Source organism: Mycolicibacterium sp. XJ1819 (assembly GCF_053483675.1).
Map to the genome: position 1 here is coordinate 24,955 of NZ_JBEFST010000002.1, position 26,226 is coordinate 51,180.

Consider the following 26,226-nt stretch of genomic DNA (forward strand, 5'->3'; position numbering starts at 1 on the left):
AACGTGAGTGTCCCACAGCTACTTGGGGCCCGGTGAGCAGACCTTCCACGCTCCGTCCTCGCGCACGAACGTCATGCCGACTTCGGTCTTGTCGTCCGGGGCCTTGTCGAAGTGGAACGTCACCTTGGCGGTGGCACGATCACCGTCGATGGCCACCTCGGTGACGTCGTCGACAAATCGCGCGCCCTTCTTGTTCTCTGAATCACGTTGAGTGGACATCACTTCGGCCTCGGAGCGCTGCTCTGACCGACAGGTGAATTCGCGGAAGTCGGAGTAGTTCTGCCGCTGCAGCGCGTCGTTCTGCCCGACGATGGCGGTCGCGACCTGTTGGTCGGCGGGGCGGTCGTCGCCGCCGAAGATGTTCAGCAGCCCGATTGCGATCACGACGATCCCAAATATCGCCAAGGCCACCAGAAACGGCAGGGCGGTCGGCCGGTCGACGGGTTCGGGATCCGGATTGGGTTCGGTCACGGCGTCACCGGAGCCGTCGCAACGCGGCGGCGACCCGCCGTGCCCTGTCCCGGGCGATGATCGGATCGGGCGCGGTCGCCAGCGCCACCCCCAGGCATCGCCGCGTCTCGGTCTCCTCTGGCCGGCGCAACAGCCTGACGTCGCTCTCGGCGACGTCAAGGGCCTCGGCGAGTACCGCGCGGAGGTCCTCGGCGCCGGTCGTGGCATCGGCATCGGCGGCATCGGCGTAGGTGATGTCGGCGGCGGCGGGCGAGATCATGATGGTGTCGACCGGCAGCCCCAGAATCGCGCGGGCGTGCAACTCGAACTGCGAAAGTCGTTGCGAGCGTAGTGTCACCAGCCCGGTGTCAGAGGGCCGGGGACGGACATTGTCGAAGTACACCTCGTCACCGCGGACCAGCAGTTCGACGCCGAACACACCACGCCCACCCAGCGAGTTCACGATGCGTGCAGCGATCGACTTGGCGGCGTCGCGCGCCGCGGGCGTCAACTGCTGCGGCTGCCAGGATTCCAGCACTTCACCGTCGACGCGGCGGTGACCGATCGGCTCGCAGAAGTGCACCGTCGGCCCCGTCGGACCCGTGGTCCGCACCGTGAGCAGGGTGATCTCGAAGTCGACCTCGACGACCGTCTCGGCCATCACCCTGGCGGTCGGCACGCGGCCGGCGGTGACGGCGCGGCGCCACGCCGGTTCGACGTCCTCCTGGCGTACCAGTACCGATTCCCCTTCGCCGGGGGACGCCGAGATCGGCTTGACGACCAGCGGAAGGCCGGCATGTTGGGTCACCGCCGTGAGCTCCTCCACCGAGCCGGCGAACCAGAACGGGGCGGTGGGCAGGCCCAGTTCGTCGGCGGCCAGCCGCCGCAGGCCCTCCCGGTCCGACGAGAGCCGGGTGCTGCGGGGCGTGGGGAACACCTCGACGGACCCGCTCTCGGCGACCGCGATCAGCGCCTCGGCGGCCACCAGGCCGGTTTCGGCCAGGACATAGCGCGGCTTGTCCTTCGCGATGACCGCGGTCAGCGCGTCGGCGTCGCCGAGGTCGACGACTTCGGACCGGTCTGCCACCCGGTACGCGGGCGCCTCGGCGTCCCGGTCCACCGCGATCACCTCGGTACCCAGCCGTTGGAACGCCAACGCCAGTTCACGGCTCATCTCACCGGCACCCAGCAGCATCACGGCGGAGTCCTGCGGGCCCTCAGTCGGTTCGCTCATGTCGCAACCAGCCTGCCAGATGCCCGCTACGGCGCCCGCTTAGGCGGCGCCGATTGCGGTTACTAGTCAAGTCGCTGAAAGGTGGAAGGCATGGGCAGACGGTTGGCGGGGGTTCTGGCACTGGCGGTGGTCGCGGTTTCGGCCGCGCTTCTGGCGGTGATCGGCAGCGACGACTCCAGCCAGCGCTCACCGGTGCCGGTACCCGACAACGCGGAGTCCGCCCGCGTCGAGGCGCTGGCCGCTCAGTTTCCCGGCGGTGACCGCACCCCGGCGATCATCGTGGTCACCCGCGACGACGGTGGCGTGCTCAACCCCGCGGACCGCGCGGCCATCGAGCAGAAGTGGCCGGCCCAGATCTCCGTCGACGGCAAGGCCGCCCTGGCCGCGGCGCCGCTGGACGGCGACCTCAGCGGCTTCGAACTCAACGACGCGATCAAGGAACTCCGGCGCAGCGTCGGCGACGGCCTCCCCGGCGATCTGCGCACCCAGGTGACCGGCGGGCCCGCGTTCGGCGCCGACATCGCGAACTCGTTCTCCGGCGCCAACGTCACGCTGTTGGTGGTGACCGCGACCGTGGTGGCGCTGTTGCTGATCATCACCTATCGCTCGCCGGTGTTGTGGCTGGTGCCGCTGGCGGTGATCGGCTTCGCCGACCGGGTCGCCGCGGTGATCGGCGCGACCGCGGCCGGCGCGCTGGGCATGAGCCCCGACGGTTCGACGTCGGGCATCACCAGCGTCCTGGTGTTCGGGGCCGGCACCAACTACGCCCTGCTGCTCATCTCCCGGTATCGAGAAGAGCTGGGCCGCAACGACAACCACCGCGACGCCTTGGGCACCGCGGTGCGTCGCGCCGCGCCGGCGGTCGTCGCGAGCAACGCCACCGTGGTGTTGGCGCTGTTGACGTTGCTGCTGGCGTCCTCACCCAGTGTCCGCAGTCTCGGCGTGCAGGCGGCGGCCGGTTTGGTGGTGGCCGCGGTGTACGTGCTGTTGGTGCTGCCGCCGCTGCTGGGGTTGTTCGGCAGACGGTTGTTCTGGCCGTTCGTTCCTCAGGTCGGGGCGAAACCCCTCACCGACAGCGGCGTTTGGCACCGCATCGCCGAGTCGGTGGCCCGCCGACCGGGCCGCGTCGCGGTGATCTCCATCGCAGCGCTGGCGCTGTTGTGCACGGGGCTGCTGTCCACCCCGGTCGGGCTGTCGCAGACCGAACAGTTTCGCGTGCAGGCCGAGTCCGTCAGCGGCTACGAGACGCTGGCCGCGCACTTTCCCAGCGGTCTGACCGATCCCACCCGGGTCATCGCGCTGGGCCGCGACGCCGCCGACATCGAGCGTGCGATCGCCGAGACCCCTGGGGTGGTGTCTGTCACGCAGACCGGCCGCAGCCCGGACGGTCTGGTCCAGTGGTCGGTGGTCCTCGATGCCGAACCCGCATCCGACGAGGCGTTCGACACCGTTGACGCACTGCGGAATTCGGTGCGTGACGTGGACTCCGCGGCGTTGGTCGGGGGAAGCGACGCCACCGCCCGCGACGCCGGCGCCGCCGCAGGCCACGACCGGGCGGTGGTGATACCCGCGATCCTTGCCGTCGTGTTGGCGGTGCTCTACGTGCTGCTGCGATCGGCGCTGGCACCGCTGCTCCTGGTGGCGGTGACGGTGCTCAGTTCGGTGGCGGCGCTCGGCCTCGGCGGTTGGGCCAGCGTGCACCTGTTCGGCTTCCCCGCGCTGGACAACACCGCGCCGTTGTTCGCGTTCCTGTTCCTGGTGGCGCTCGGCGTGGACTACACCATTTTCCTGGTCACCCGCGCCCGCGAGGAGACACCCGGGCACGGCACCCGCAACGGAATCGTGCGCGCGGTGTCGGCCACCGGGGCCGTCATCACCAGCGCCGGCATCGTGCTGGCCTCGGTGTTCTGCGTGCTCGGGGTGCTGCCCCTGATCGTGCTGACCCAGGTCGGCATCATCGTGGGGCTGGGCATCCTGCTCGACACCTTCGTCGTGCGCACGGTGATCATTCCCGCGCTGTTCACGCTGATCGGACCGCGCATCTGGTGGCCCGCCCTGCGCGAGCCCACCCGCGGGTAACGTCAAAGGATGACCCAGGCTGCCGAACTTCCGCCGCTGCACATGCGGCGCGACGGGTTCGACCCCACCCCCGAACTGCGCGAGATCCGCGAGAGCGGCGGGGTGCGCGTCACCACCAACTCGTTCGGCATGCAGGTTTACCTCGTCACCCGCCACGACGACATCAAGGCCGTGCTGTCGGACCACCAGCGGTTCTCCAACACCAGGCCGTCGGGATTCGTGATCCCCGGGGCACCAACGCTTTCAGACGAAGAAGTGGCCAGCGCGCGGGCCGGCAACCTGCTCGCCCTGGACCCACCCGAGCATCAGCGGCTGCGACGCATGCTCACTCCGGAGTTCACCATCCGCCGGATGAAGCGGCTGGAGCCGCGGATCGTCGAGATCGTCGACCAGCACCTCGACGCAATGGAAAACGCCGGTCCGCCAGTGGATCTGGTGGAGCACTTCGCGCTGCCGATCCCCTCGCTGGTGATCTGTGAGTTGCTGGGTGTGCCCTACGACGACCGCGCGGACTTCCAGAGGCGCAGTGCACGCCAACTCGACCTGTCCATCCCGATCCCCGAACGCCTCGACCTGCAGCGTCAGGGCCGCGCATACATGCAGTCGCTGGTCGAGCGGGCGCGGCGGCATCCCGGCGAGGACATCCTGGGCATGCTGGTACGGGAACACGGCGCCGAACTCGGCGACGACGAACTCGTCGGCATCGCCGGCCTGTTGCTGCTCGCCGGGCACGAAACCACGTCGAACATGCTCGGCTTGGGTGTGCTGGCGCTGCTGCGACGTCCCGACCAGTTGGCGGCGGTCCGCGACGAGGACGCCGCCGTCGGCCCAGCGGTCGAGGAACTGCTGCGCTGGCTGTCGATCGTGCACAGCGCCATCCCGCGCATCACCACCACCGACGTCGAGATCGCCGGTGTGCACATCCCGGCCGGGGAATTGGTGTTCGTGTCGCTGCCGTCGGCCAACCGCGATCCGGACTTCATCGACTCGCCGGAGACCCTGGACATCGGCCGCGGCGCGATCGGCCACCTCGGATTCGGCCACGGCGTCCACCATTGCCTCGGCGCCCCGCTGGCCCGCATGGAGATGCGCATCGCCTTCCCGGCGGTGCTGCGCCGCTTCCCCACGCTGGCGCTGGCCGAGGATTTCGGCGAGGTGCAGTTCCGCTCCTTTCACTTCATCTACGGTCTGAAGTCATTGGAGGTGAGCTGGTGAGAGTGCAAGCCGACCGCGATGTGTGCATCCAGGCGGGTAACTGCGTGATGGTCGCCGATGCGGTTTTCGACCAGGACGACGACGGCATCGTGGTGGTGCTGGCCGGCGAGTTGCCCGACGACGAGGCCGACCGGGTCCGCGAAGCGGTGAAACTGTGTCCATCACAGGCTTTGACGCTGGTCGTCGAGTAAAGCGTTCCGCACCAGCAGCAAGACGCTGACCACCAGCACCCAAAGGGGAAAGGCCAACACCAGCCACAAGCTGATGTCGGCGGCGACCAGCAGCCCCACCGCGGTCAGGTACGTGACGATCACCAGCCAACGCGGCATCAGACCTGTCCGCAGCCAGATGGTCGCGAGCGAGATCATGAACACCGCCGCCATCCGCAATCCGTATGTGGTGCTGAGGACTTCGAGCATCGCCTGACCGAACCCGGCCAACTGATCGCGGGCCGTGACGTCGGCCTCGTCCTTGATGGCGACCAGGCCCGCCCCCACCCCGGACGCCGCGAAGATCATGGCCAGAAAGAGCAGGCCACTGCCGATGAACACCGTGGCGAAGAACTTGTCCTCGTAGCGGCCGAACCCGTCGCGGATGACGCCGATGAACCAGAGGAACGCGATGCCCGCGAACGGCACCAGGATCGCCGAGACCCGAAATTGTCCGCTGGCACCCGCGATCCACTGAGACCCGGGTTCACCGCCGTCGGGCAGGGCGGTGCGGATGAGGACGATCGTCGTGCCGAAGAACAACGCGAACAGCACACCGGCCACCGCGGCGGCCCTGGGCGTCGCGAGCCGATGCACGAGTCAGGGCTGTCCGGGTAGTAGCTGGACCATCAACGCGTTGGCCTCGGCGAGCACGTTGCCCTCGGGGTCACGCAACTCCGCGTTCACAAAAGCCTTGCGGCCCTGCGTCTCCCGGAGCCAGCCGCGAGCCGTCAGCGGGGTGTCGATCGGCGTCACCTTGCGGTAGTCGACGTGCAGAAACGCGGTGCGGCTGATCGGTCGGCCGACGGTGTGCACGACCATGCCGGATATCTCGTCGAACAGCAGCGGCAGCACTCCACCGTGTACAGCACTGTTGCCGCCCACCGAGAACCGGCTGAACTCGACGGTCAATTCCACTCCGTCAGCGCCGAATTCGACGATCCGGTACGGAGGCATAAGCAAGCTGCCGGAGCCGGGCAAATCGGGCACCCGGTTGGCGGGCCCGACGAGCTCGGGGGCTTCGAACGGGCCGAGCAGCTTGGCCAGTTCCTCGGCCTTGTCGGCGGCCTGCTCCCAGGTCTCACTGTCCGGTGCCGCCGACACCGCCAGATCCTGTACGCGTCGCATCGCGGCCAGGAAGCGCCCGAACCCCGGGCCGGGGTCGGCGGGTTCGAACTCCGGGAAGCCGCCGTGCTTGTCGTAATCGGGGTCGAGCTGATGCGGATCGTCGGGCGCGGTCACGACCGGCCGGCCAGGATGTCGCGGCGAACGATCGTCTGATCCCGGCCCGGGCCCACACCGATACACGAAACGTATGCTCCGGCAAGCTCTTCCAGTCGCAGCACATAGTCGCGTGCTTTCGCGGGCAGGTCGTCGAACTCCCGGGCGCCGGAGATGTCTTCCCACCACCCCGGCAACTCCTCGTAGATCGGCTCGGCGCGGGCGATGTCGGACTGGGTCATCGGCATGTCGTCGACGCGCTGGCCGCCGATTCGGTAGCCGACGCATACCGGCACCGTCTCCAGGCTGGACAGCACATCAAGTTTGGTGAGGAAGTAGTCGGTGATGCCGTTGACGCGGGTGGCGTAGCGCGCGATGACCGCGTCGAACCAGCCGCAGCGGCGGCGGCGGCCGGTCGTCACCCCGACCTCCCCGCCCGCCTTGGACAGGTATTCGCCCTTCTCGTCGAACAGTTCGGTGGGGAACGGTCCCGATCCGACCCGGGTGGTGTAGGCCTTGAGGATGCCCAGCACCGTGGTGATGCGCGTCGGGCCGATTCCGGAGCCCACCGCGGCGCCCCCGGCCGTCGGATTCGACGACGTGACATAGGGATAGGTGCCGTGGTCGACGTCGAGCAGGGTGCCCTGCGATCCCTCCAACAGCACGATCTCGCCCCGTTCCAGGGCGGTGTTCAGCAGGTAACGGGTGTCGGCGATCCGGTGGCGGAACCCGTCGGCCTGCTGCAGCAGGTTGTCGACCACCTCGGCGGCGTCGATGGCCTTGCGGTTGTAGATCTTGACGAGCACCTGGTTCTTGAGCTCGAGCGAGGCTTCGATCTTCTCGGCCAGCAGACCGGGGTCGAGCACGTCGGCGACCCGGATCCCGATGCGGGCGATCTTGTCCTGGTAGCAGGGCCCGATGCCGCGGCCGGTGGTGCCGATCTTCTTGCTGCCCGCATAGCGCTCGACGACCTTGTCGATCGCCACGTGGTAGGGCATCAGCAGGTGCGCGTCGGCGGAGATCAACAGCCGCTCGGTGTCCACGTCGCGGTCCTGCAGGCCCTGCAGCTCGGTGAGCAGCACCCCGGGATCGACCACGACGCCGTTGCCGATGACGTTGGTGACTCCGGGGGTGAGGATGCCCGACGGGATCAGGTGAAGGGCGAAGTTCTCGCCGGTGGGCAGCACCACGGTGTGCCCGGCGTTGTTGCCACCCTGGTAGCGCACTACCCACTGCACGCGACCACCGAGCAGATCGGTCGCTTTTCCTTTGCCCTCGTCGCCCCACTGGGCGCCGATGAGCACGATTGCCGGCATGGCTTAATCTCCCGCTCTATGGCTCGAGTAAGTGTGTGCAGCCGGTGACCCACACTAGCCCAGCCGACGTCGCGGTGTTGCTGTGCGGCGGTCGACGATTGCCCCGTGTGTTGCGCAGGCTGCCGGTCGTCGACACCGCCGATGCGGACTGCCGACGGCTGGTGGTGGTGGGCTCGGACGCCGATCTGGCCGCCACGCTGACCCGGTTGATGCGCACCGGCCGGCTCGACGTCGAGGTGGGCCACGTGCGGCGACGCTGGCAGGCGCGACGGGTCCTGAACGGCACCGCGACGCGGGTACCGCTGATCCGCGACGACACCGGCACGGTGATCGTCGGGGCGGCCGAGTGGCGTGGCGACCCGCTGCACGGTGAGGCCGTCGTCGACGACACGGTGCTCTTCGACGGTGAGGTGAGCGGCGTGCGGATCGAGCCGACCTCGACGATGCCGGGACTGCGGGCGGCCGTCATCGGCAGGCGGCCGCGGCGCTGGGCGGTCGGACGGGCCGCCCAGCTGGGCACGTCGGGCGCCACGGTGGTGCGCGACGGGGTCGCGGCGCCGCGGCAGGTCAAGCGGTCGACGTTTTACCGGCACACCGAGGGCTGGTTGCGGGTGAGCTGACGCGCCACCGAACTCGACGAAATGGCGCACTCGCGGGGAGGTAGCGTCAAGCCGTGAACGTCCATCCGCTGCGCCAGTCGGTGCGGCCCAGCCCGATCTTCATCGCGATCGTCGCGCTCACGGCGGTCGGCGGGGCGCTGGCATGGGTCGCCGCCGACGCGCCGCGACTGCTGGCATATGTCGGGGTGTTCGTCTTCGTCATCGCCGGCTGGGTGGTGACGCTGTGCCTGCACGAATTCGCCCACGCCTTCACCGCGTGGCGCTTCGGCGACCACGACGTGCCGGTCCGCGGCTACCTGACGCTGAACCCGTTGAAATACTCCAACCCGCTGCTGTCGATCGGGTTGCCGATCCTGATCATCGCGATCGGCGGCATCGGGTTGCCCGGCGGAGCGGTGTGGGTGCGAACCTCGTTCATGACGCGACGGCAGAAGACACTCGTCAGCCTCGCGGGCCCGGCCACCAACCTGGTCTTCGCCATCGCGCTGCTGGGCCTGACCGCATTGATGCGCGACCCGCAGCGCTCGGTGTTCTGGTCGGGGGTGGCGTTCCTGGGGTTTTTGCAGGTGACCGCATTCGTGCTGAACATGCTGCCGATCCCCGGCCTGGACGGCTACGGCGCCCTGGAGCCGCACCTGAGCCCCCAGACCCAGCGGGCGTTGCAGCCGGCCAAGCAGTGGGGCTTCTTCATCCTGCTGATCCTGCTGCTCACCCCGGGGCTCAATCAGTGGTTCTGGGACGTCGTGCTGTGGTTCTTCGACATCTCCGGCGTACCCCGTCAGCTGGTGGGCGCCGGTAACGCGCTGACGCGATTCTGGTCCGCCTGGTTCTGACCGTTCCCTCCCCTCGCGCCCCTCGCGAGCAGACGGAAACTCCGCACTTTCACCGGCGTGTCGGCTGAATTTGCGTCTGCTCGCCGGGAAAAGCGCCGGGAAAAGTGCCGGGAAAAGTGCCCTGCTCGGCCCGAGGAACTTGAAACATATGCGAATTTACGCATATATTGCTGGGTATGGGTGCCGGCCACGATCACAGCCAGCGGGACGCCCGGGTCAGCCGGATGCTCATCGCCGCGGCGATTCTGACCGTCTTCTTCATCGTCGAACTGTCCACCGCGCTGATCATCGACTCGATCGCGTTGCTCGCCGACGCGGGCCACATGCTGACCGACCTGGTGGCGATGTTCATGGGCCTGACCGCGGTGCTGCTGGCCCGCCGCGGCAGCACGTCACCTGCCCGTACCTACGGGTGGCACCGGGCCGAGGTGTTCACCGCGGTCGCCAACGCCGTGCTGCTGTTCGGTGTGGCCGGTTTCATCCTCTTCGAGGCGATCCGCCGACTCGGCGATGCGCCGGAGATACCCGGTGTGCCGATGATCGTGGTCGCGCTGGCCGGATTGGCCGCCAACGGCGTGGTCGTGCTGCTGTTGCGCTCGCACTCCAAGGACAGCCTGGCGGTCAAGGGCGCCTACATGGAGGTCCTCGCCGACACCGTGGGCAGTGTCGGGGTGCTCATCGCGGGCATCGTGACGGTGACGACGCACTGGCCCTACGCCGACGTCGTGGTGGCGGTCTTCGTGGCGCTGTGGGTGCTGCCACGCGCGCTCTCGCTGGCCCGTGCGGCCCTTCGGATCCTGTCGGAGTCCTCCCCGGCCCACATCGACGTCGAGGAGTTACGCACCGCACTGGGCGCCGTCAAGGGCGTCACCGAGGTGCACGATCTGCACGTGTGGACGTTGGTTCCCGGCAAGGACATGGTCACCGCGCACCTGACCAGCACCCGCGATTCCGCGCTGGTGCTCGACGACGCCCGCACGGTACTCGCCGAGCGCGGCCTGGATCATTCGACCGTTCAGGTGGAGCACCCCGACAGCACCGCCGACTGCCGCTGTGAGGCGGAGTGAGCCGGGGTCAGGAAAGCCCGAGCTTCGCGCGCGCCTCGGGGTCGCAGTCGTCGAGCAGATCCACGCAGCGCTGATATTCGTCGGTTTCGCCGATCTCGTCGGCGGCGCGTGCCAGGGCGGCCACGCAACGCAGAAATCCGCGGTTTGGTTCGTGGCTGTAGGGCACCGGTCCGAAGCCCTTCCAGCCGTTGCGGCGCAATTGATCGAGACCGCGGTGATAACCGGTGCGCGCGTACGCGTAGGCGGTGATCGCCTTGTCCTCGCTCAACGCCTCCTCGGCCAACGCCGCCCACGCCACCGAGGCCGACGGATGAGCGGCCGCCACGATGGCCGGGTTCTCGGCGTCCGCCAACTCCTGCTCGGCCCCGGGGTTGCCGGGCAACAGCACGGGATCCGGTCCCAGAAGATCTCCCATCCGCGTCATGACCCCATTGTGCCGTGCGTCAACGGCGCGGCGGCATGCGGATCGCTAAGCTTCCGGCGGTAGCGTCGTAAGGGAGGACTGCAGCACGGATGACGAACCCACCAGGGCCTGATCAGCCGGATGACGTCACCGACGCGGTTGCCGAGACGGGGGGCGACAGGCTGGGCGACGGCACCGCCGCCGGTGAAGCGCCCACCGAGGCGATTCAACCGGATCCCGAGCACGAGCCGGTGACCGAAGTGATGGCGCCGGCTCAGACGCACGAGCAGCAACCCGACGAACAGTCCCCACCGCCCGAGCGCCGGTTCACCGCCCCCTCGGGGTTCGACGCCGGCTCGACGCAGCGGATCGACACTCCCGCGGATCCGGCCACCGAGGTGTTCGCCACCCCGCCGGGAGCCGGTGGCCCCGTTAAACCCGTTGCTCCCCAGCATATTCCGCCTCGGGACGAATCGTCTCCAGCGCAGCCTCACCGTCGCAGCTGGGGCTGGGTGGTGGCGCTGTTGCTGGTGATCGCCGCGCTGGTGGCCGTCGCGGTGCTCGGCACCGTGCTGCTGACCCGCGCCTCGACGCCCAAGGTGTCGCAGGAAGACCAGGTCCGCCAGACCATCGAGACCTTCGACACCGCGATCCAGAACGGCGATCTGGCCACGCTGCGCAGCATCACCTGCGGCGCCAAACGGGACAGCTACGTCAGATACGACGACAAGACGTGGGCCGAGATCCACAAGCGGGTGGCCGCCGCCAAGCGGTACCCGGTGGTCGCCAGCATCGACCAGGTGGTGGTCAACGGCGATCACGCCGAAGCCAACGTCACCGCGTTCATGGCCTATGCACCGCAGACCCGCTCGACGCGCAGCTTCGACCTGGAATTCCGCGACGAGCAGTGGAAGGTCTGTCAGGCACCCGTCAACTGAGCGCGATCGACCGGCCCGCACTGTTGAGGTCGCGGCAGGCCTCCACCACGCGCTCGGCCATCGACGCCTCGGCCTTCTTCAGATAGCTGCGCGGATCGTAGGTCTTCTTGTCGCCGACCTCACCGTCGACCTTGAGCACCCCGTCATAGTTGGCGAACATGTGCGCGGCGACCGGCCGGGTGAAAGCGTACTGCATGTCGGTGTCGACGTTCATCTTCACCACGCCGTAGCGCAGCGACTCCTCGATCTCGGATTTCAGCGAACCCGAGCCGCCATGGAAAACGAAGTCGAAAGGCTTTGCATCCGAAGGCAACCCGAGTTTTGCCGCGGCGACCTTTTGCCCTTCGTCAAGGACGTCGGGCCGTAGCTTGACGTTGCCCGGCTTGTAGACGCCGTGCACGTTGCCGAACGTCGCGGCCAGCAGGTACCGGCCGTGTTCGCCAGCGCCCAGCGCCTCGACCGTCTTCTCGAAATCCTCGGCGGTGGTGTAGAGCTTGTCGTTGATCTCGTGCGCCACCCCGTCCTCCTCGCCGCCGACCACCCCGATCTCGATCTCCAGCACGATCCTGGCCGCCACGGCCTCGTCGAGCAGTCGACGCGCGATCGCCAGATTCTCGTCGATCGGCACCGCCGAACCGTCCCACATGTGCGACTGGAACAGCGGGCGCCCGCCGGCGGCGACTCGCTCGCGCGAGATCGCCAGCAGTGGGCGCACGTAGGTGTCGAGCTTGTCCTTCGGACAGTGGTCGGTGTGCAGTGCCACGTTCACCGGATACCGCTCGGCGACGACGTGGGCGAACTCGGCGAGGCCGACGGCACCGGTCACCATGTCCTTGACTCCTAGGCCGGAGGCGAATTCCGCTCCGCCCGTGGAAAATTGGATGATCCCGTCACTGCCCGCATCGGCGAAGCCCTTGATGGCGGCGTTGACGGTCTCTGTCGACGTGCAGTTGATCGCCGGGAACGCGAAAGCGTGCGCCTTGGCCCGGTCCAGCATCTCGGCGTAGATCTCGGGTGTTGCGATGGCCATGAGTGGTCCTCTCAGACGGTCAGCACGCCGCGGTAGCGCACCCGGCCTGCCTCCATCGCCGCGTAGGCGTCGGCGGCCTCGGCCAGCGGTCGTTCCTCGATACGCGCACGCACCCCGGACTGCACGGCGAAACCCATGGTCTCCTCGACATCGCGGGCTGTGCCGGAGGGGTGCCCGGTCACCCGGCGGCCGGCTGTGATGAGGTCCATCGGGCTGATCGGCAGCGGGTCGGGAGACACCCCGACGACCACCAGTTCGCCCTCCGGGCCCAACCCGCCCACGGTCTGGCCGATCGCCGCGGAGTTGGCCGCGGTGGCCAACACCACCGCCGCGCCGCCGACGGCCTGCAGAGCCGACGCGACATCCCCGGCGGTCGAGTCGATGTAGTGGTGCGCGCCCAGCGCGCGAGCGTCGTCGGCCTTGTCGGCGCCCCGCGCAATCGCCACCGTCTCGAAGCCCATCGCCCTGGCCCACTGGACCCCGAGATGGCCGAGTCCGCCGATACCGAGGACCGCGACCAGATCACCGGCCACCGCCGCCGTCTTGCGCAGCGCGTTGAAGGTGGTGACGCCCGCACACCCCATCGGGGCGGCCTCGGCGAAGGACAGTCCGTCCGGGATGCGCGCCAGCGCGGTGGTCGGCACCGTGACCGACTCGGCGTAGCCGCCCGGGTAATGCCAGCTGGGCACCTGCATCCGTGCGCACTGCATGAACCTGCCCCGGCGGCAGGGCACGCAGCTGTTGCAGTTGCCACCGAACCACCCGACCGCGACCCGGTCGCCGACCCGAAATCCGCCGCCGGAGTCGTCGGTGATCTCGCCGAGTTCGGCGATCGTCCCCGCGATCTCGTGCCCCGGGGTCACCGGCCACGTCAACCCGGGAAACTGACCGTTGACGATGCCGTGGTCGGTGCCGCACACGCCGCAGGCCGCCACCTTGATGCGGACGTGGTCGCACGGTGGCCGAGCGGTTTCGACGTCGGCCAGCCGTAGCGCGGCGCCCGCGGCGTCGACGAGAACGGCTCGGTGAGTGGGCATACCCGAGCGTAACGACGGGCCCGCCCGGCCGCTCGACATCGACGTTTCGCAGTTCGGCGACCACGAGCGGTATCTTTGGGCCTTGTGACCTCCACCCTTTACTCGGCGGCCGGCGACCAGCTGGCGCTGATGCCGGATTTCCTGGACCCGATGACGCTTCTCGGGTACTTCGGAGGGTGGGCTCTGGTGGGCCTTCTGGTCGTGATCTTCGTCGAGTCCGGGGTGCTGTTCCCCGTCCTGCCGGGCGATTCGTTGCTGTTCGTGGCGGGCATGTTGGCCGCGGGCACCGCCGCGCTGGCCGAGGACGGCACCGCGATCAACTTCCAGCTCTGGCAGCTGCTGATCTTCATCCCGGTCGCCGCCATCCTCGGTGGTCAGGTGGGCTACTGGATCGGCCGCAACATCGGCACCGCGATGTTCAAACCCGACGCCCGGTTCCTCAAACAGAAGTATCTCGACGAGGCGCACGTGTTCTTCGAGCAGCGCGGACCGTTCGCGATCGTGATCGCGCGGTTCGTGCCGATCGTGCGCACGCTGGCCCCGATCACCGCCGGGGCCGCCCGGATGAGCTACCCGGTGTTCGCGCTGTTCAACATCCTCGGCGCGGTGGTGTGGGGCGTCGGGCTGACATTGCTCGGGTACTGGCTGGGCCGTTTCGAGGCCGTGCAGCAGCTCCTCGAGCCGATCGTCATCGCGATCGTGGTGGTGTCGGTGTTGCCGATGTTCATCGAGTGGTACAAGCGCCGCCGCGCCGCGAAGCGCGCCGCCGCGCAACTGGCCCAACCGGTCATCGACACGCCCTAGGGCGCCTCCGTTCGTCGCCGACCCGCCTCCAGGGCGCGGATCAGGTTGGCCGCGTCCCACGGGCCGGTGTGACGCTTTCCGTTGACGAAGAACGTCGGCGTGGAGTTGAGGTCCATCGCCTCGGCGTCCTGCGCGTCGTCCTGCACCCGACGCAGCACCTTGGCCGAGTGCACCCGCACGTCCTGGTCGAAGCGTTCGATGTCGCAGCCGCTGGCCACCGCGTACCGGTACATGTCCGACCACTCCAGATCGTCCTGGTGGGCGAACAGTTCGCGTTCCATCTCCCAGAACTTGCCCTGCAGCGCCGCGGCCTCGCTGGCCCTGGCGGCGTCGAACGACCTCGGATGCACCCGCTCGACGGGCAGGTGGCGCCACACGTAGCAGAGGTCATCACCGAAATGCGCGCGGACTTCCTCGATCGCCCCGGTGGCCCTGCTGCAGAACGGACACTCGAAATCGCCGTACTCCACCAGCGTCAGCGGGGCGTTCGGGTCACCCTGGAGGCGATCACGGTCGGGATCGACGGGACGAATGAGCTTGACGCCGACAGGTTCCGGCGGACTGATCAGATCCGTGATGCGGAACGTCGCCCACCCGAAGAGCAGGGCGATCAGCGACGCGGCGATCACGCCGATGCGGGCCTGATCCTGGCGCGCCGGGTCACTGATCGCGATGTCGACGATGAACAGCGAAATGGTGAACCCGATGCCCGACAGCCACGCACCGCCGGTCACCCGCCGCAGCGTCAACCCCGGCGCCAGTTGCCCGAGGCCGGTACGTTGCATGAACCACGTCGCGCCGCTGATGCCGATGAACTTCCCGATCACCAGGCCCGCGACGATGCCCCACGTCAGCGGCGACCGCGCCGCGGCGGTCAGGCTGGCCGCGTCCAACCGCACGCCGGCGTTGACCAGCGCGAACAACGGCAACACCAGGAAGGACACGTACGGTCCGACGTCGGTCTGCAGTCGTTCGTTGATCGAAATCGATTGGCGCAGACGGCGGGTGGCGGTGCGCGCATAGGTGGAGTTGGGCGACTGGCGAAATGCCCGGATGACCTCGACCGCCTGTTCGACCTGTTGGCGTTCGGGTTCGAAGACCGGGATCAGCAGCGCGACGGCCACCCCGGCCAGTGTCGGGTGCAGTCCCGCCAAGAACATCGTCACCCACAGTGCGAAGCCGAGCACCGCGTAGGCGGGCCCGCGGGCGCCGGGCAGGAACCGCACCAGGATGACCGCGACGAACAGCAGCACCGACACCGCCAGCGGCACGACCCTGATCTCGTCGGAGTAGAACAGGGCGATCACGATCAGGGCGCCGACGTCGTCGACGACTGCGAGGGTGAGCAGGAAGGTCCGCAGTCGCCCCGGGAATTTGGGCTTGACCAGGGCCAGCGCGCCGACCAGGAACGCGGTGTCGGTGGAGATCACCACGCCCCACGCGTGAGCGTTGTCGCCGGACGGGTTGAACAACCAGAACACCACGGCCGGTACCGCCAGACCGGCGGCCGCGGCGACCACGGGCACCGCCGCCCTCGACCGGTCGGTGAGTTCCCCGATGGCGAATTCGCGCTTCACCTCGAGGCCGACGATGAAGAAGAAGAACGTCATCAGGCCGTCGTTGATCAGATGCTTGACGGTCAGATCGAAGTGGTGGGTGCCCAGCGTGATGCCCACGTAGGTGTCCAGTAGACCCCAGTAGTGTTGGGCCCACGGGCTGTTGGCCCACACCAGCGCGGCCAGGGTGAACGCCAGCAGCACCGCCACCGCGGCGTTTTCCTTGGTCTTGACCGCCTTCGGGTCGCGACTGAACCGTGCAGGCAACCGAGCAACGGCGCCGGGATCTGCCTCTGAGGTCACGTCCGGGCCACGTGGTGAGCCGCCTCCATGAGCATCCAGCCCGACAGTTGCACTGACAGGTCGCGTTCGGCCACCTCGGAAGCGTTGACCGCGCCCTCGACGAACTGCGCTTCCGTGCCTGCCGCGGTGGGTATTTCGGCGGTGCGGTCCCAGAACGCGGCGAACAGCGGCAGCCCGTCCACGGTCTGTCTGTTCTCCCACGCCGACTCGGCGGACTGCAGCACCAGCGAACGCGCGGTGTCGCGGGCTTCGGCGTCTTCGGTGGTGGCCTGCGGAAGCGCGGTGGCCACCAGGGCCAGATAGCGGGCCAGTATCCCGTTGAACAGGCCGCCGTCCCCGCCACCCGCGCCCCGGATGACACCGTTGGTGACCATGTGGTCGCGCACCGCGGCCACCAGCCGTTGGACCCGCCCGGCGTGGTCTGCGTCGTCGGTGCGCACGGCGAGTTCGGTTTCCAGCCCCAACACCACACCCTGGCAGTAGGTGTACTGCGCGCGCACCATCGAGCCACCCTTGATCCCGTCGAACACCAGGTGGGTCTCCGGGTCGATCAGTAACTCGTCGATCCAGTCGGCCATCTGCTGGGCGCGGCGTAACCGGTCGTGGCGGGCCAGGAAGATCGCCGCCGGACCGTTGGCGGGGGCGTTGAAGAACTGGTCCTGTTTGCGCCACGGGATGCCGCCGCCGTCCTCGGGCACCCACGCGTTGAGGAACTGCTCGGCGAGCTTGTCCAGGGCCCTGGTGTGCGGCACATCCGCCAGCCGCCCGGCGCGCTCGAGGGCCAGCGCCAGCCACGCCATGTCGTCGTAGTAGTCGTTGGTCCACCGCATGGTGTTGCGCAACCGATGACCGCGAATCTGGCGGGCGATCCTGGACCTGCGCTCGGGTTGCGGATCGCGCACCTGCGCGTCGACCAGACAATCCAGCAGGTGCGCCTGCCACCAGTAGTGCCATACCCCGAACAACTTGTGGTTACGGGCCGCCGGCCAGGCCACCACGCCGAGTTGGGTGCCCGGCAGCCCCCACAACCTCTTCAGGTGGCGGCGGGTGATCGCCGCCTCTGCGCTGGCCGCCCTGTTGGCCCATACCTGATCCATGTGTCGATCCTGCCCTACCAGGCCTTGTCGATGTCCCCGTGTTGCGTGATCCAGGTGTGCATCGCGATACCGGCGGCCACCGCCGCGTTGATGCTGCGGGTGGAGCCGAATTGAGCGATCGACACCGTGAGCGCCGCACCCGCTTTGGCGTCGTCGGTGATCCCGGGGCCCTCCTGGCCGAAGATCAGCAGGGACTCGCGTGGCAGCGCGGTGTGTTCGATGCGCGCGGCGCCCGCCACGTTGTCCACCGCCACGACGGTCAGTCCAGCACCCGCGGCGAACGTCAGCAACTCGGCGGTGGTGTCGTGGTGGCGCAGGCGTTGGTAGCGGTCGGTCACCATCGCGCCGCGTCGGTTCCAGCGTCGCCGGCCCACGATGTGCACGGTGTCGACGGCGAAGGCGTTGGCCGTGCGCACCACCGCACCGATGTTGGCGTCGTTGCCGAAGTTCTCGATCGCGATGTGCAGCGGGTGTCGGCGGGTGTCGATGTCGGCGATGATCGCCTCCCGCATCCAATAGCGGTACGCGTCAACCACATTGCGCCGGTCCCCGTCACGCAACAGTGCGGGGTCGTAGCGCTCGTCGTCCGGTGGCGGGCCCTGCCACGGACCCACGCCGGGGCCCTCGCCCCATTCGGTCGGGCCCGGCTCATTCACGGGTGGTCCACAATGCGGCGTGGGTGCCGATCAGCGACACCGTGGGATAGAGCAGTGCGGCGTTGATCTCGCCCTGGGTGCACAGGGTCACTTTCACCGCGACCGCGTCGCGCGAGGCGTCAGGCAGCACGAGCACCGACGCCCCGTAGACGTCGCAGGCGTGGCTCAGCCCCGGCGCCGGCCTGGTGGGCGCCACCGCCACCATCGTCGGTCCGCCGCGGGCCGTCGAGACGTCACCGTATTGCGCTGCCAGCCCGTCGATTTCGAGACCGAGCAGCATGTAGCCCGCGCCGGTGAACGCGTTGGGGTCGCCGAGCGCCGTCGGGCTGAGCATGGCGCCGTCGGCCCGGAACGCGTCGAGGCTGGTGGTCTTGAGCGCCAGACCGGTGTCGTGCTCCCGCGTCGACGGCAGGCCAACGGGAAACGCCGCGGGCCACGCGGTGGTGGTGCCCGCGATCCGATCGCGTGGCGAATACACGTACACCCCACGCACCTGGGACTGGTCCCGCTGCGGCCCCAAACACACTGTGCCGCTGAGCCGGTCGGGTGAGGGCGCCGACAGCGGCTGTACCGCGAGGTCGGTCACGTCGCGGCAACCGCCGATCGCATCGGCCTCGATCGGATGGGCCAGCGCACCGTAGAGACCGAACCGCAAATCCTTGGGATCGGCGTGTCCGCCACCGTGTTCGGACGGCGAGGCGTCGACGTCGACGAGCACGTGCTCACCGTCGAACCGCAGGTTGGACACCGACATGTTCCAGCCGAGGATGGCCAGCGACTCCCCGACGGAAGCGGTCTGGGCGGCGTACGGGTGGAGGTTCTCGTCGTCGCCGGCGCACGCCGACGCGATCAAGACGAGCGCGGCCAGGCCCGCGATCACTGAACGCACAGACACTTGCCGTGGCTCAGGTCCGGTTGCGACCGCGGCCGACAACTTTGGTCATGGCCCGCACCAGGTTCCGCGGCACCAGCCGGCCTCCGGTGGTCAGCGCCTTGTACTGCACGCCCGGAACGATGAGAACCTTGCCCTTGGCGACGTCGGCCATGGTGTCGCGCACCACGTCGTCGACCTGCAGCCACAGAAACGAAGGGGTGCCACTCATCTCGATGCCGGCGCGTTCGTGGAACTCGGTGCGGATGAAACCCGGGCACAGCGCGTGCACGCCGACACCGGTGCCGCCCAGGCCGTTGGCCAGCCCCTCGGTGAACGCGATCACCCACGCCTTCGACGCCGAGTACGTCGACCCGCGCCCGGGCAGCAGGCCGGCGACGCTCGCCACGTTGATCACCGTGCCCGCGCCGGCGTCGAGCATCGACGGCAGCGCGGCGTGGGTCAGTTGCATGACCGCGGTGACGTTGACGTCGAGTTGGGACTGCAGCACGGCGTAGTCGGTGCTCCAGAACTCGCCCGCGGTGGCGAAGCCGGCGTTGTTGACCAGCACTCGGACGCCCTCGGCGAGCCGGTCGCAGACCTTGGCGCGGTCGCCGGCCTGCGCCAGATCGGCGACCAGAACCTCGGCGTTGACCCCGGCTTCGTCGCGCAGTTCGGCGGCGAGCCGCTCCAGCCGCGCGACGTCGCGGGCCACCAGCACCAGGTCGTAGCCGTCGACGGCGTATCTGCGGGCGAATCCCGCGCCCAGCCCGGACGTCGGCCCGGTGATCAGTGCGACAGGGCGTGACATGCCCTAGAGAGTACTTACCGCTGATAGTGCGGGGACTGACGTCCGTTTCGCGACGGCGGCGGCTGCCTGCGGACCGCTTCCCGGCGGCCGGGGGACGGCGGGGTGTAGCGGGCATCGGCGCGGCCCGGGGGCGCCTCGGCCCGCGGTGCCGCCTCTGCGCGCGACGGCGCGGGCTTGAGCGGACGGCCCGGCAACGAGCTGCGCCTGGCCACCGACTGGCCCGCCATGGCCTGCGGCGTCGGCGGAAGCACCCGCAGCAAGTCGTTGAATTGGCGCACGGTGCGCAGGCCCTCGTCCCATTGCGCCCGGGTGCTGGTGACCGGCATCGAGACCAGCGTCCAGTGCTCCTCGTTCCACATGATTTCGGCGCAGTCGGGCGCGGTGTGGGCGAATGTCACCATCCGCCGGTCGCACGCGCGTCGGGCCGCGTCGAGGTTGGTGGAGTAGACCATGCGCGGGCCGATCGCCCCGAGCAGCCAGATGTCGTTCTCGCGGGGCTCCTTGATGCCCTTGAGGCGCAGGTCGACCACGACGTTGGTGCCCACCTTGCGGTGCAGCGCAATGACAGTCGCGACGTCCTCGAGGTCGAAGATGAACACCGCCTCGCCGCGGATCTGGCCGAGTACGACGTTTTTGGCGGTGACGTCGCCGACGGTCGACATCACGCCACGCTTCCAGCGGCTGAGGATGTCGCTGGATTCGTGTTCGTAATCGAAGCCGTGCGATTTCGCCCATGATTTACGACGGCGGCCCAAGCCGCGTCGACGGTCGATATCCACGTACAAGAGCACCGCCGCACCCACGAAACAGAGTGCGGACAGCGTGAACCAAAGCGGCACCATTACGGTCAGCCTACTGGCACGGACCACCAAATCCCGAACTCGAGCAGATCACGGTCCTATCTCAAGCGCGCCATCCCGCACGGGTCAGCCCAAGACCAGCGAGTCGCCGTCCGGGCTGACGTTGACCGGCACCACGTCGCCGTCGTGCACGGTCCCCGCGAGCAGCAGCTTCGCCAGCTGATCGCCGATCGCCTTCTGGATCAACCGACGCAGCGGACGGGCGCCGTATTGCGGGTCGAACCCGCGCTCAGCGAGCCACTTCTTCGCGGGTTGGGACACCTCCAGCGTCAATCGACGCTGCGCTAACCGCTTAGCCAGCTGCTCGAGCTGGATGTCCACGATGTGGACCAGTTCCTCGGGGTTGAGCCCGTCGAACACGATCACATCGTCGAGCCGGTTGATGAACTCGGGCTTGAACGCCGAGCGCACCGCGGCCATCACCTGTTCCTCGCTGCCACCAGCGCCCAGGTTGGACGTCAAGATCAGCAGCGTGTTGCGGAAGTCGACGGTGCGGCCCTGACCGTCGGTCAACCTGCCCTCGTCGAGAACCTGCAGCAGCACGTCGAACACGTCCGGGTGTGCCTTCTCGATCTCGTCGAACAGGATCACCGTGTACGGGCGCCTACGCACGGCCTCGGTCAGCTGACCACCCTGGTCGTAGCCGATGTAGCCCGGGGGCGCACCGACCAACCGAGCCACCGAGTGCTTCTCGCCGTACTCGCTCATGTCGATGCGGACCATCGCCCGCTCGTCGTCGAACAGGAACTCCGCCAACGCCTTGGCCAGCTCCGTCTTACCGACGCCGGTCGGGCCGAGGAACATGAAGGAACCCGTCGGCCGGTTCGGATCAGCGACACCGGCCCGGCTGCGCCGCACCGCGTCGGAAACCGCCTGCACCGCGTTCTTCTGGCCGACGACGCGCTTGCCCAGCTCGTCTTCCATCCGCAGCAGCTTGGCGGTCTCACCCTCGAGCATCCGCCCGGCCGGAATACCGGTCCACGCCTCGACCACGCCGGCGATGTCGTCGGGGCCGACCTCTTCCTTGAGCATGACGTCCTCACGCGCCTCGGCGTGCGGCAACGCGGCGTCGAGCTTCTTCTCGACCTCCGGGATGCGCCCGTAGCGCAGCTCGGCGGCCCGCTCCAGGTTTCCGTCGCGCTCGGCACGGTCGGCCTCGCCGCGCAATGCCTCCAGCTGTTCCTTGAGCTCGCGGACCACGTCGATGGCGTTCTTCTCGTTCTGCCAACGCGTGGTCAGTTCCGCCAGCTTCTCCTTCTGGTCGGCCAGCTCGGCGCGCAGCTTCTCCAGCCGCTCCTTGGATGCGTCGTCCTCTTCCTTGGACAGCGCCATCTCCTCGATCTCGAGGCGACGCACCAGCCGCTCCACCTCGTCGATCTCGACGGGCCGCGAGTCGATCTCCATCCGCAGCCGTGACGCGGCCTCGTCCACCAGGTCGATGGCCTTGTCCGGCAGGAACCGGCTGGTGATGTAGCGGTCGGACAGCGTCGCCGCCGCCACCAGCGCGGAGTCGGTGATGCGCACGCCGTGGTGCACCTCGTAGCGGTCCTTCAGCCCGCGCAGGATGCCGATGGTGTCCTCGACCGAGGGCTCACCGACGTACACCTGCTGGAAACGGCGCTCCAACGCGGCGTCCTTCTCGATGTACTTGCGGTACTCGTCGAGCGTGGTGGCGCCGACCAGGCGCAGTTCGCCACGGGCCAACATCGGCTTGATCATGTTGCCCGCGTCCATCGAACCGTCGCCGGTCGCTCCCGCGCCGACGATGGTGTGCAGTTCGTCGATGAACGTGATGATCTGGCCCGCCGACTCCTTGATCTCGTCGAGCACGGCCTTGAGCCGCTCCTCGAACTCGCCGCGGTACTTCGAGCCGGCGACCATCGAACCGAGATCCAGCGAGACGACGGTCTTGTCGCGCAGGCTCTCGGGTACGTCGCCCGCGACGATGCGCTGGGCCAGGCCCTCGACGATCGCGGTCTTACCCACGCCCGGCTCACCGATGAGCACCGGGTTGTTCTTGGTACGACGGCTCAGCACCTGCACAACGCGGCGAATCTCGTTGTCCCGCCCGATGACCGGGTCGAGCTTGCCCTCGCGCGCGCGGGCGGTCAGGTCGGTGGAGTACTTCTCCAGCGCCTGATAGCTGCCCTCGGGATCGGGGGTGGTGACCCGGGCGCTGCCGCGAACCTTGACGAAAGCCTCGCGCAGCGCCTGCGGGGAGGCGCCGTGACCGGTCAGCAGCTTGGCGACATCGGAGTCACCGGTGGCCAGGCCGACCATCAGATGCTCGGTCGAGACGTACTCGTCGTCCATCTCGGTCGCCAGGTTCTGGGCGGTGGTGATCGCGGCCAGCGATTCCCGACTGAGCTGTGGCTGCGCGCTGGCCCCGCTGACGCTGGGGAGCTTGTCGAGAAGGCGCTGCGTCTCGGTGCGAATGCTCGCGGGGTTGACCCCGACGGCCTCGAGCAACGGGGCGGCAATGCCGTCGTTCTGCGTCAGCAGTGCCATCAACAAGTGCGCAGGCAGGATCTGCGGGTGGCCGGCGGTGCTGGCCGCCTGCAACGCCGCGGTCAGCGCAGCCTGCGTCTTGGTCGTCGGGTTGAACGAGTCCACGACTTCCTCCGATCAATTTTCGGGCATGGGGAAAATGCTTGTCGTGATACTCAACGTCGTCAAGGTTGAGTCTGTTCCGCTCAACTTCGACAATTTTGCGGCATGCGACACGCCAACGCTCATCACGCCGATTTCGGCCGGTCATCGGCCACGCTGATGCCATGGGCCGCCTGGTGTGCGCGTTGGGGGTTGCCGCCGCATTGACCGTGCTCGCGCCGGGCACGGCCGGGGCGGCCACCGACCAGGACCGGGTCCGCGACGTGCTCGTCGAGATGAACGACGCCTACAACCGCTTCGACTTCGCGACGTTCGCCACCTACCTGTGCACCGACGTGCTGCGCGTCGAGGGCTTCCAGGCTCACTGGCAGCAGAGTCGACGAACCGACGGGCCCACCCGAATCGCCGTCAACTCCGTGAACGTCGCCGGCGACCCGGCGTCGGTAGCCGTCGCCAACGTCCGCTTCGAGGCCGTCAACCACGAGCAGCCAAAGACGCTGGACGTCGAGTTCGTCCGTGAGGGCGCCGAATGGAAGGCCTGCCGGTATCGCGCAGGCCGAACCGTGTAAGTCCGTGTGAATCGAGAGAGGTGGACGTCATATGCCGAGCTCGGTGCTGACCGAACTCATTCCGCTGGCGCTCGTGGTGGCGCTGTCCCCGCTGTCGATCATCCCGGCCGTGCTGGTTCTGCACTCCCCGCGACCGCGCCCGACCGGCCTGGCGTTTCTGGCCGGCTGGCTGATCGGCATCGCGGCGTTGACGACGGCCTTCCTCGGCATCTCCAGCCTGCTCGGCGGGCTCGGCAGAAAGCCCCCCGAGTGGGCGTCGTGGCTGCGCATCGCGGTCGGCGCCGCGCTGGTGGCCTTCGGCATCTACCGCTGGCTCACCCGGCACAAGTCCACGCACACCCCGAAGTGGATGCAGAGCCTGGGCCGGCTCACCCCCGCTCGCGCGTTCGGCGCGGCGGGCGCACTCACCGTCGTCAATCCCAAGGTGCTGTTCATCTGCGCCGCAGCCGGTTTGGCAATCGGCACCGCCGGGCTGGGCCGGTCGGATGTGTGGGCGGCCGTGGTGTGGTTCGTCGCGGTGGCCGGCTCCACCGTCGCGCTACCCGTGCTGGGCTACGCCGTCTCGGGCGATCGCCTCGACGCGCCGTTGGCGCGGCTCAAGGACTGGATGGAGCGTCAGCATGCGCTGCTGATGGCGGTGATCCTAATCGTGATCGGTCTGATGGTGGCCTACAAGGGAATCCACAATCTATGACTCGGGCAGCCCGAGTTCGGCCGCGTCGGCGGTCAGATACCGCGTCACCGTAGGTGCGATCAGCCGCACCAGGTCGTCGCCGGACAGGGTGGCCAGTGGCGCCACCTTCATCACGTAACGCAGTACCGCCGTCCCCACCAACTGGCTGGCGGCCAGCATCGCGCGCAGCCGGGACTGCTCGTCACCGCCGAGCACCCCGGACACCGCCGTCAGCACGTAGTCCTGCATGAAGCCCCGAAAGGCTTCGTGCGCATCGGAATTAGACGTCGCCGACTGCAGCATCGCCACCATGGTCGGGCCCGAATCCGGCGACTCCCAGATGCTCAGGTAGGTGCGCACCATCCGGGTGCCGATGTCGGGCTCGCCGTCCGCGCGGCCGCTGAGCGCGGCCACCAGCATGTCGGGATCGAGGATGAGTCGCAGCGATTCGCGGAACAGATCTGCCTTCGAGCCGAACAGATACAGCACCATCGACGGGTCGACGTGAGCGTCGCGCGCGATGGCCCGCAGCGTCGTCTTCTCGTAGCCCTCGGTCGCGAACCGGCGCCTGGCGGCGGCCAATACCGCATCGCGGGACACCGGTTCCCCGAGGCGACGGCCGCGCTTCTTCGGCGTCCTGGCTGGTGAGGGCATATGACGACAATAACATTTCAATGACTGTTGAAAACAATCCGCCCCGGCGTTACGCTCGCCTGGCAATAATTCAACGGTGAATGAAAAGAGTTCAACATGGCCACGGAAATGGTGCCGCGCCACCACGATCACGCAGCGACTCACGAACCCCCGGCAGCGATCCGCGCAGCGGGCGTCGTCGTCGTGCTGACGATCGTGCTCGCGGTCGTCTCGATCGCCTTCGCACTGCCCGCCGCCCGCACCGCGCCGCACGACGTGCCGATCGGCATCGCCGGACCGCAGGCCGCCGGCGGGCAGATCACCGCGCAACTCGACGAGCGGGCGCCCGGCGCGTTCGACGTCACCTACTACCCCGGCGAAGCCGCGCTGCGCGACGCCATCGAAAGCCGAGAGGTATACGGCGGCTTGGCATTCGGGCCCGGCGGGCCCAGCCTGCTGATCGCCACCGGCGGCAGCCCGATGATCGCGCAGATGCTCACCCAGATCGGGCAGGGCATCGCTGCGCAGACCGGCGCGGCACCGTTGCGCGTCGAGGACCTCGCCCCGCCGACCACCGACGACCCCCGCGGCGCGGGTCTGGCCGCCTCGGCGCTGCCGATCACCCTGGCCGGTCTGCTGCCGGCCGTCGCGCTGGTGCTGGTGCTCAAGCGCGAGGTGTGGACGCGGTTTGCGGCGGCCGTGGTGTTCGCCGGTGTCGCAGGTCTGACGATCGCCGCGCTGCTGCGCTACGTGCTGGGCTCCATCGACGCGAACTTCTTGGGCGTCGCCGGTGCGTTGACCCTCGGCGCGCTGGCCACCGGGCTGACCCTGCTGGGCCTCGGTTCGCTGTTCGGCCGCGTCGGCCTTGCCCTGGGCGCGCTCACCGCGCTGCTGGTCGGCAACCCGCTGTCGGGTCTGAACACCGCGCCCGAGCTGCTCCCGAGTGGATGGGGCACGTTCGGCCAGTACCTGCCCCAGGGCGCCAACGGCACCCTGCTGCGCTCGGCGGCCTTCTTCGACGGGGCCGGCGGCGCCGCCTCGATCGTCGTGCTGACCTGCTGGGTGGCGCTGGGAACGGCACTTGTCGTGGCCGCCGCGGTTCGGCAGCGGAGGGCGGTCGTCGACTGACTT

At 68.5% G+C, this 26,226-nt stretch carries 27 protein-coding genes; 11 read left to right on the plus strand and 16 right to left on the minus strand.

Annotation, left to right across the window (positions count from 1 at the left end; all coding sequences use genetic code 11):
* Positions 1 to 18: 18 nt before the first annotated feature.
* Together ABQE89_RS02025 and purT are read right to left on the minus strand one after the other, a co-directional pair.
* The gene (locus ABQE89_RS02025) at positions 19 to 471 is read right to left on the minus strand and encodes an Rv0361 family membrane protein (protein ID WP_448413625.1); all 453 of its coding nucleotides are present in this window, start codon (positions 469 to 471) and stop codon (positions 19 to 21) included.
* Positions 472 to 475: 4 nt separating this feature from the next.
* Positions 476 to 1,684: a formate-dependent phosphoribosylglycinamide formyltransferase gene (gene purT / locus ABQE89_RS02030; RefSeq protein WP_448413627.1), complete on the minus strand. Its 1,209-nt coding sequence runs from the start codon at positions 1,682 to 1,684 to the stop codon at positions 476 to 478.
* Between the two features lie 90 nt (positions 1,685 to 1,774).
* Here purT and ABQE89_RS02035 point away from each other — a divergent pair, with 90 nt between their 5' ends.
* From ABQE89_RS02035 to ABQE89_RS02045, 3 genes are read left to right on the plus strand one after another with little or no spacing between them, the layout of a single operon-like run.
* Positions 1,775 to 3,763, plus strand: coding sequence for an MMPL family transporter (locus ABQE89_RS02035; RefSeq protein WP_448413629.1), 1,989 nt, complete (start codon positions 1,775 to 1,777; stop codon positions 3,761 to 3,763).
* A gap of 9 nt (positions 3,764 to 3,772) precedes the next feature.
* Positions 3,773 to 4,978 (plus strand): cytochrome P450, encoded by a 1,206-nt coding sequence (locus tag ABQE89_RS02040; RefSeq protein ID WP_448413631.1) that lies wholly within the window; start codon positions 3,773 to 3,775, stop codon positions 4,976 to 4,978.
* Positions 4,975 to 5,169, plus strand: a complete 195-nt coding sequence (locus tag ABQE89_RS02045) for a ferredoxin (RefSeq protein ID WP_448413634.1) — start codon at positions 4,975 to 4,977, stop codon at positions 5,167 to 5,169. The genes ABQE89_RS02040 and ABQE89_RS02045 overlap by 4 nt, the downstream gene beginning before the upstream one ends.
* Here the strand turns inward: ABQE89_RS02045 and ABQE89_RS02050 are convergent.
* From ABQE89_RS02050 to ABQE89_RS02060, 3 genes are read right to left on the minus strand one after another with little or no spacing between them, the layout of a single operon-like run.
* Positions 5,140 to 5,784, minus strand: a complete 645-nt coding sequence (locus ABQE89_RS02050) for a hypothetical protein (protein ID WP_448413635.1) — start codon at positions 5,782 to 5,784, stop codon at positions 5,140 to 5,142. The two genes, ABQE89_RS02045 and ABQE89_RS02050, sit on opposite strands and share 30 nt — an antisense overlap.
* 3 nt (positions 5,785 to 5,787) lie before the next feature.
* The gene (locus ABQE89_RS02055; RefSeq protein ID WP_448413637.1) at positions 5,788 to 6,429 is read right to left on the minus strand and encodes a PaaI family thioesterase; all 642 of its coding nucleotides are present in this window, start codon (positions 6,427 to 6,429) and stop codon (positions 5,788 to 5,790) included.
* Positions 6,426 to 7,724, minus strand: a complete 1,299-nt coding sequence (locus ABQE89_RS02060; protein WP_448413639.1) for an adenylosuccinate synthase — start codon at positions 7,722 to 7,724, stop codon at positions 6,426 to 6,428. The genes ABQE89_RS02055 and ABQE89_RS02060 overlap by 4 nt, the downstream gene beginning before the upstream one ends.
* A 44-nt stretch (positions 7,725 to 7,768) precedes the next feature.
* Between ABQE89_RS02060 and ABQE89_RS02065 the strand changes: the two genes are divergently transcribed.
* The 3 genes from ABQE89_RS02065 (at position 7,769) to ABQE89_RS02075 (ending at position 10,244) form a co-directional block, all read left to right on the plus strand.
* Positions 7,769 to 8,344, plus strand: coding sequence for a peptidase M50 (locus tag ABQE89_RS02065; RefSeq protein WP_448413640.1), 576 nt, complete (start codon positions 7,769 to 7,771; stop codon positions 8,342 to 8,344).
* 53 nt (positions 8,345 to 8,397) lie between these two features.
* Positions 8,398 to 9,177, plus strand: a complete 780-nt coding sequence (locus ABQE89_RS02070) for a site-2 protease family protein (RefSeq protein WP_448413642.1) — start codon at positions 8,398 to 8,400, stop codon at positions 9,175 to 9,177.
* Between the two features lie 176 nt (positions 9,178 to 9,353).
* Positions 9,354 to 10,244: a cation diffusion facilitator family transporter gene (locus ABQE89_RS02075; protein WP_448413644.1), complete on the plus strand. Its 891-nt coding sequence runs from the start codon at positions 9,354 to 9,356 to the stop codon at positions 10,242 to 10,244.
* 7 nt (positions 10,245 to 10,251) lie between these two features.
* On the opposite strand, the gene ABQE89_RS02080 is transcribed toward ABQE89_RS02075, so the two are convergent.
* Positions 10,252 to 10,668 carry a DUF3151 domain-containing protein gene (locus ABQE89_RS02080; protein ID WP_448413646.1) on the minus strand — a complete coding sequence of 139 codons (417 nt, stop codon included), beginning with the start codon at positions 10,666 to 10,668 and terminating at the stop codon, positions 10,252 to 10,254.
* An 89-nt stretch (positions 10,669 to 10,757) separates the two neighbouring features.
* Between ABQE89_RS02080 and ABQE89_RS02085 the strand changes: the two genes are divergently transcribed.
* Complete coding sequence (locus ABQE89_RS02085) at positions 10,758 to 11,585, plus strand: Rv0361 family membrane protein (RefSeq protein WP_448413648.1); 828 nt, start codon at positions 10,758 to 10,760, stop codon at positions 11,583 to 11,585.
* Here ABQE89_RS02085 and fbaA read toward each other — a convergent pair.
* Both fbaA and ABQE89_RS02095 read right to left on the minus strand, forming a co-directional pair.
* Complete coding sequence (gene fbaA / locus ABQE89_RS02090; RefSeq protein WP_448413650.1) at positions 11,578 to 12,615, minus strand: class II fructose-bisphosphate aldolase; 1,038 nt, start codon at positions 12,613 to 12,615, stop codon at positions 11,578 to 11,580. The genes ABQE89_RS02085 and fbaA overlap by 8 nt on opposite strands.
* A gap of 11 nt (positions 12,616 to 12,626) precedes the next feature.
* Positions 12,627 to 13,652, minus strand: a complete 1,026-nt coding sequence (locus ABQE89_RS02095; protein WP_448413652.1) for an alcohol dehydrogenase catalytic domain-containing protein — start codon at positions 13,650 to 13,652, stop codon at positions 12,627 to 12,629.
* A 129-nt stretch (positions 13,653 to 13,781) separates the two neighbouring features.
* Here ABQE89_RS02095 and ABQE89_RS02100 point away from each other — a divergent pair, with 129 nt between their 5' ends.
* Positions 13,782 to 14,456 (plus strand): VTT domain-containing protein, encoded by a 675-nt coding sequence (locus ABQE89_RS02100; RefSeq protein ID WP_448414169.1) that lies wholly within the window; start codon positions 13,782 to 13,784, stop codon positions 14,454 to 14,456.
* Here the strand turns inward: ABQE89_RS02100 and nhaA are convergent.
* The 7 genes from nhaA to clpB all read right to left on the minus strand — a co-directional run bounded on the left by nhaA (position 14,453) and on the right by clpB (position 23,223).
* Positions 14,453 to 16,315, minus strand: a complete 1,863-nt coding sequence (gene nhaA / locus ABQE89_RS02105; RefSeq protein ID WP_448413654.1) for a Na+/H+ antiporter NhaA — start codon at positions 16,313 to 16,315, stop codon at positions 14,453 to 14,455. The two genes, ABQE89_RS02100 and nhaA, sit on opposite strands and share 4 nt — an antisense overlap.
* Positions 16,312 to 17,412, minus strand: a complete 1,101-nt coding sequence (locus tag ABQE89_RS02110; RefSeq protein ID WP_448413656.1) for a glycoside hydrolase family 76 protein — start codon at positions 17,410 to 17,412, stop codon at positions 16,312 to 16,314. The genes nhaA and ABQE89_RS02110 overlap by 4 nt, the downstream gene beginning before the upstream one ends.
* A gap of 14 nt (positions 17,413 to 17,426) precedes the next feature.
* Positions 17,427 to 18,068: a TrmH family RNA methyltransferase gene (locus ABQE89_RS02115; RefSeq protein ID WP_448413658.1), complete on the minus strand. Its 642-nt coding sequence runs from the start codon at positions 18,066 to 18,068 to the stop codon at positions 17,427 to 17,429.
* Positions 18,061 to 18,963, minus strand: a complete 903-nt coding sequence (locus ABQE89_RS02120; RefSeq protein WP_448413660.1) for a hypothetical protein — start codon at positions 18,961 to 18,963, stop codon at positions 18,061 to 18,063. The genes ABQE89_RS02115 and ABQE89_RS02120 overlap by 8 nt, the downstream gene beginning before the upstream one ends.
* Before the next feature lie 10 nt (positions 18,964 to 18,973).
* Entirely contained in the window at positions 18,974 to 19,750 is a 777-nt protein-coding gene (locus ABQE89_RS02125) for an SDR family NAD(P)-dependent oxidoreductase (RefSeq protein WP_448413662.1), read from the minus strand.
* Between the two features lie 14 nt (positions 19,751 to 19,764).
* The gene (ttfA, locus tag ABQE89_RS02130) at positions 19,765 to 20,592 is read right to left on the minus strand and encodes a trehalose monomycolate transport factor TtfA (protein WP_448413664.1); all 828 of its coding nucleotides are present in this window, start codon (positions 20,590 to 20,592) and stop codon (positions 19,765 to 19,767) included.
* Positions 20,593 to 20,676: 84 nt separating this feature from the next.
* Positions 20,677 to 23,223: an ATP-dependent chaperone ClpB gene (clpB, locus tag ABQE89_RS02135; RefSeq protein WP_448413665.1), complete on the minus strand. Its 2,547-nt coding sequence runs from the start codon at positions 23,221 to 23,223 to the stop codon at positions 20,677 to 20,679.
* 161 nt (positions 23,224 to 23,384) lie between these two features.
* On the opposite strand from clpB, the gene ABQE89_RS02140 reads away from it, so the two are divergent.
* Together ABQE89_RS02140 and ABQE89_RS02145 are read left to right on the plus strand one after the other, a co-directional pair.
* A complete protein-coding gene (locus tag ABQE89_RS02140; protein ID WP_448413668.1) occupies positions 23,385 to 23,789 on the plus strand; it encodes an Rv0361 family membrane protein in 405 nt (134 codons plus the stop codon).
* 31 nt (positions 23,790 to 23,820) lie between these two features.
* Positions 23,821 to 24,483 carry a GAP family protein gene (locus tag ABQE89_RS02145; RefSeq protein WP_448413670.1) on the plus strand — a complete coding sequence of 221 codons (663 nt, stop codon included), beginning with the start codon at positions 23,821 to 23,823 and terminating at the stop codon, positions 24,481 to 24,483.
* Here the strand turns inward: ABQE89_RS02145 and ABQE89_RS02150 are convergent.
* Positions 24,478 to 25,116 carry a TetR/AcrR family transcriptional regulator gene (locus ABQE89_RS02150; RefSeq protein ID WP_448413672.1) on the minus strand — a complete coding sequence of 213 codons (639 nt, stop codon included), beginning with the start codon at positions 25,114 to 25,116 and terminating at the stop codon, positions 24,478 to 24,480. The two genes, ABQE89_RS02145 and ABQE89_RS02150, sit on opposite strands and share 6 nt — an antisense overlap.
* 96 nt (positions 25,117 to 25,212) lie before the next feature.
* Here ABQE89_RS02150 and ABQE89_RS02155 point away from each other — a divergent pair, with 96 nt between their 5' ends.
* Entirely contained in the window at positions 25,213 to 26,223 is a 1,011-nt protein-coding gene (locus ABQE89_RS02155) for an ABC transporter permease (protein ID WP_448413674.1), read from the plus strand.
* Positions 26,224 to 26,226 lie beyond the last annotated feature (3 nt).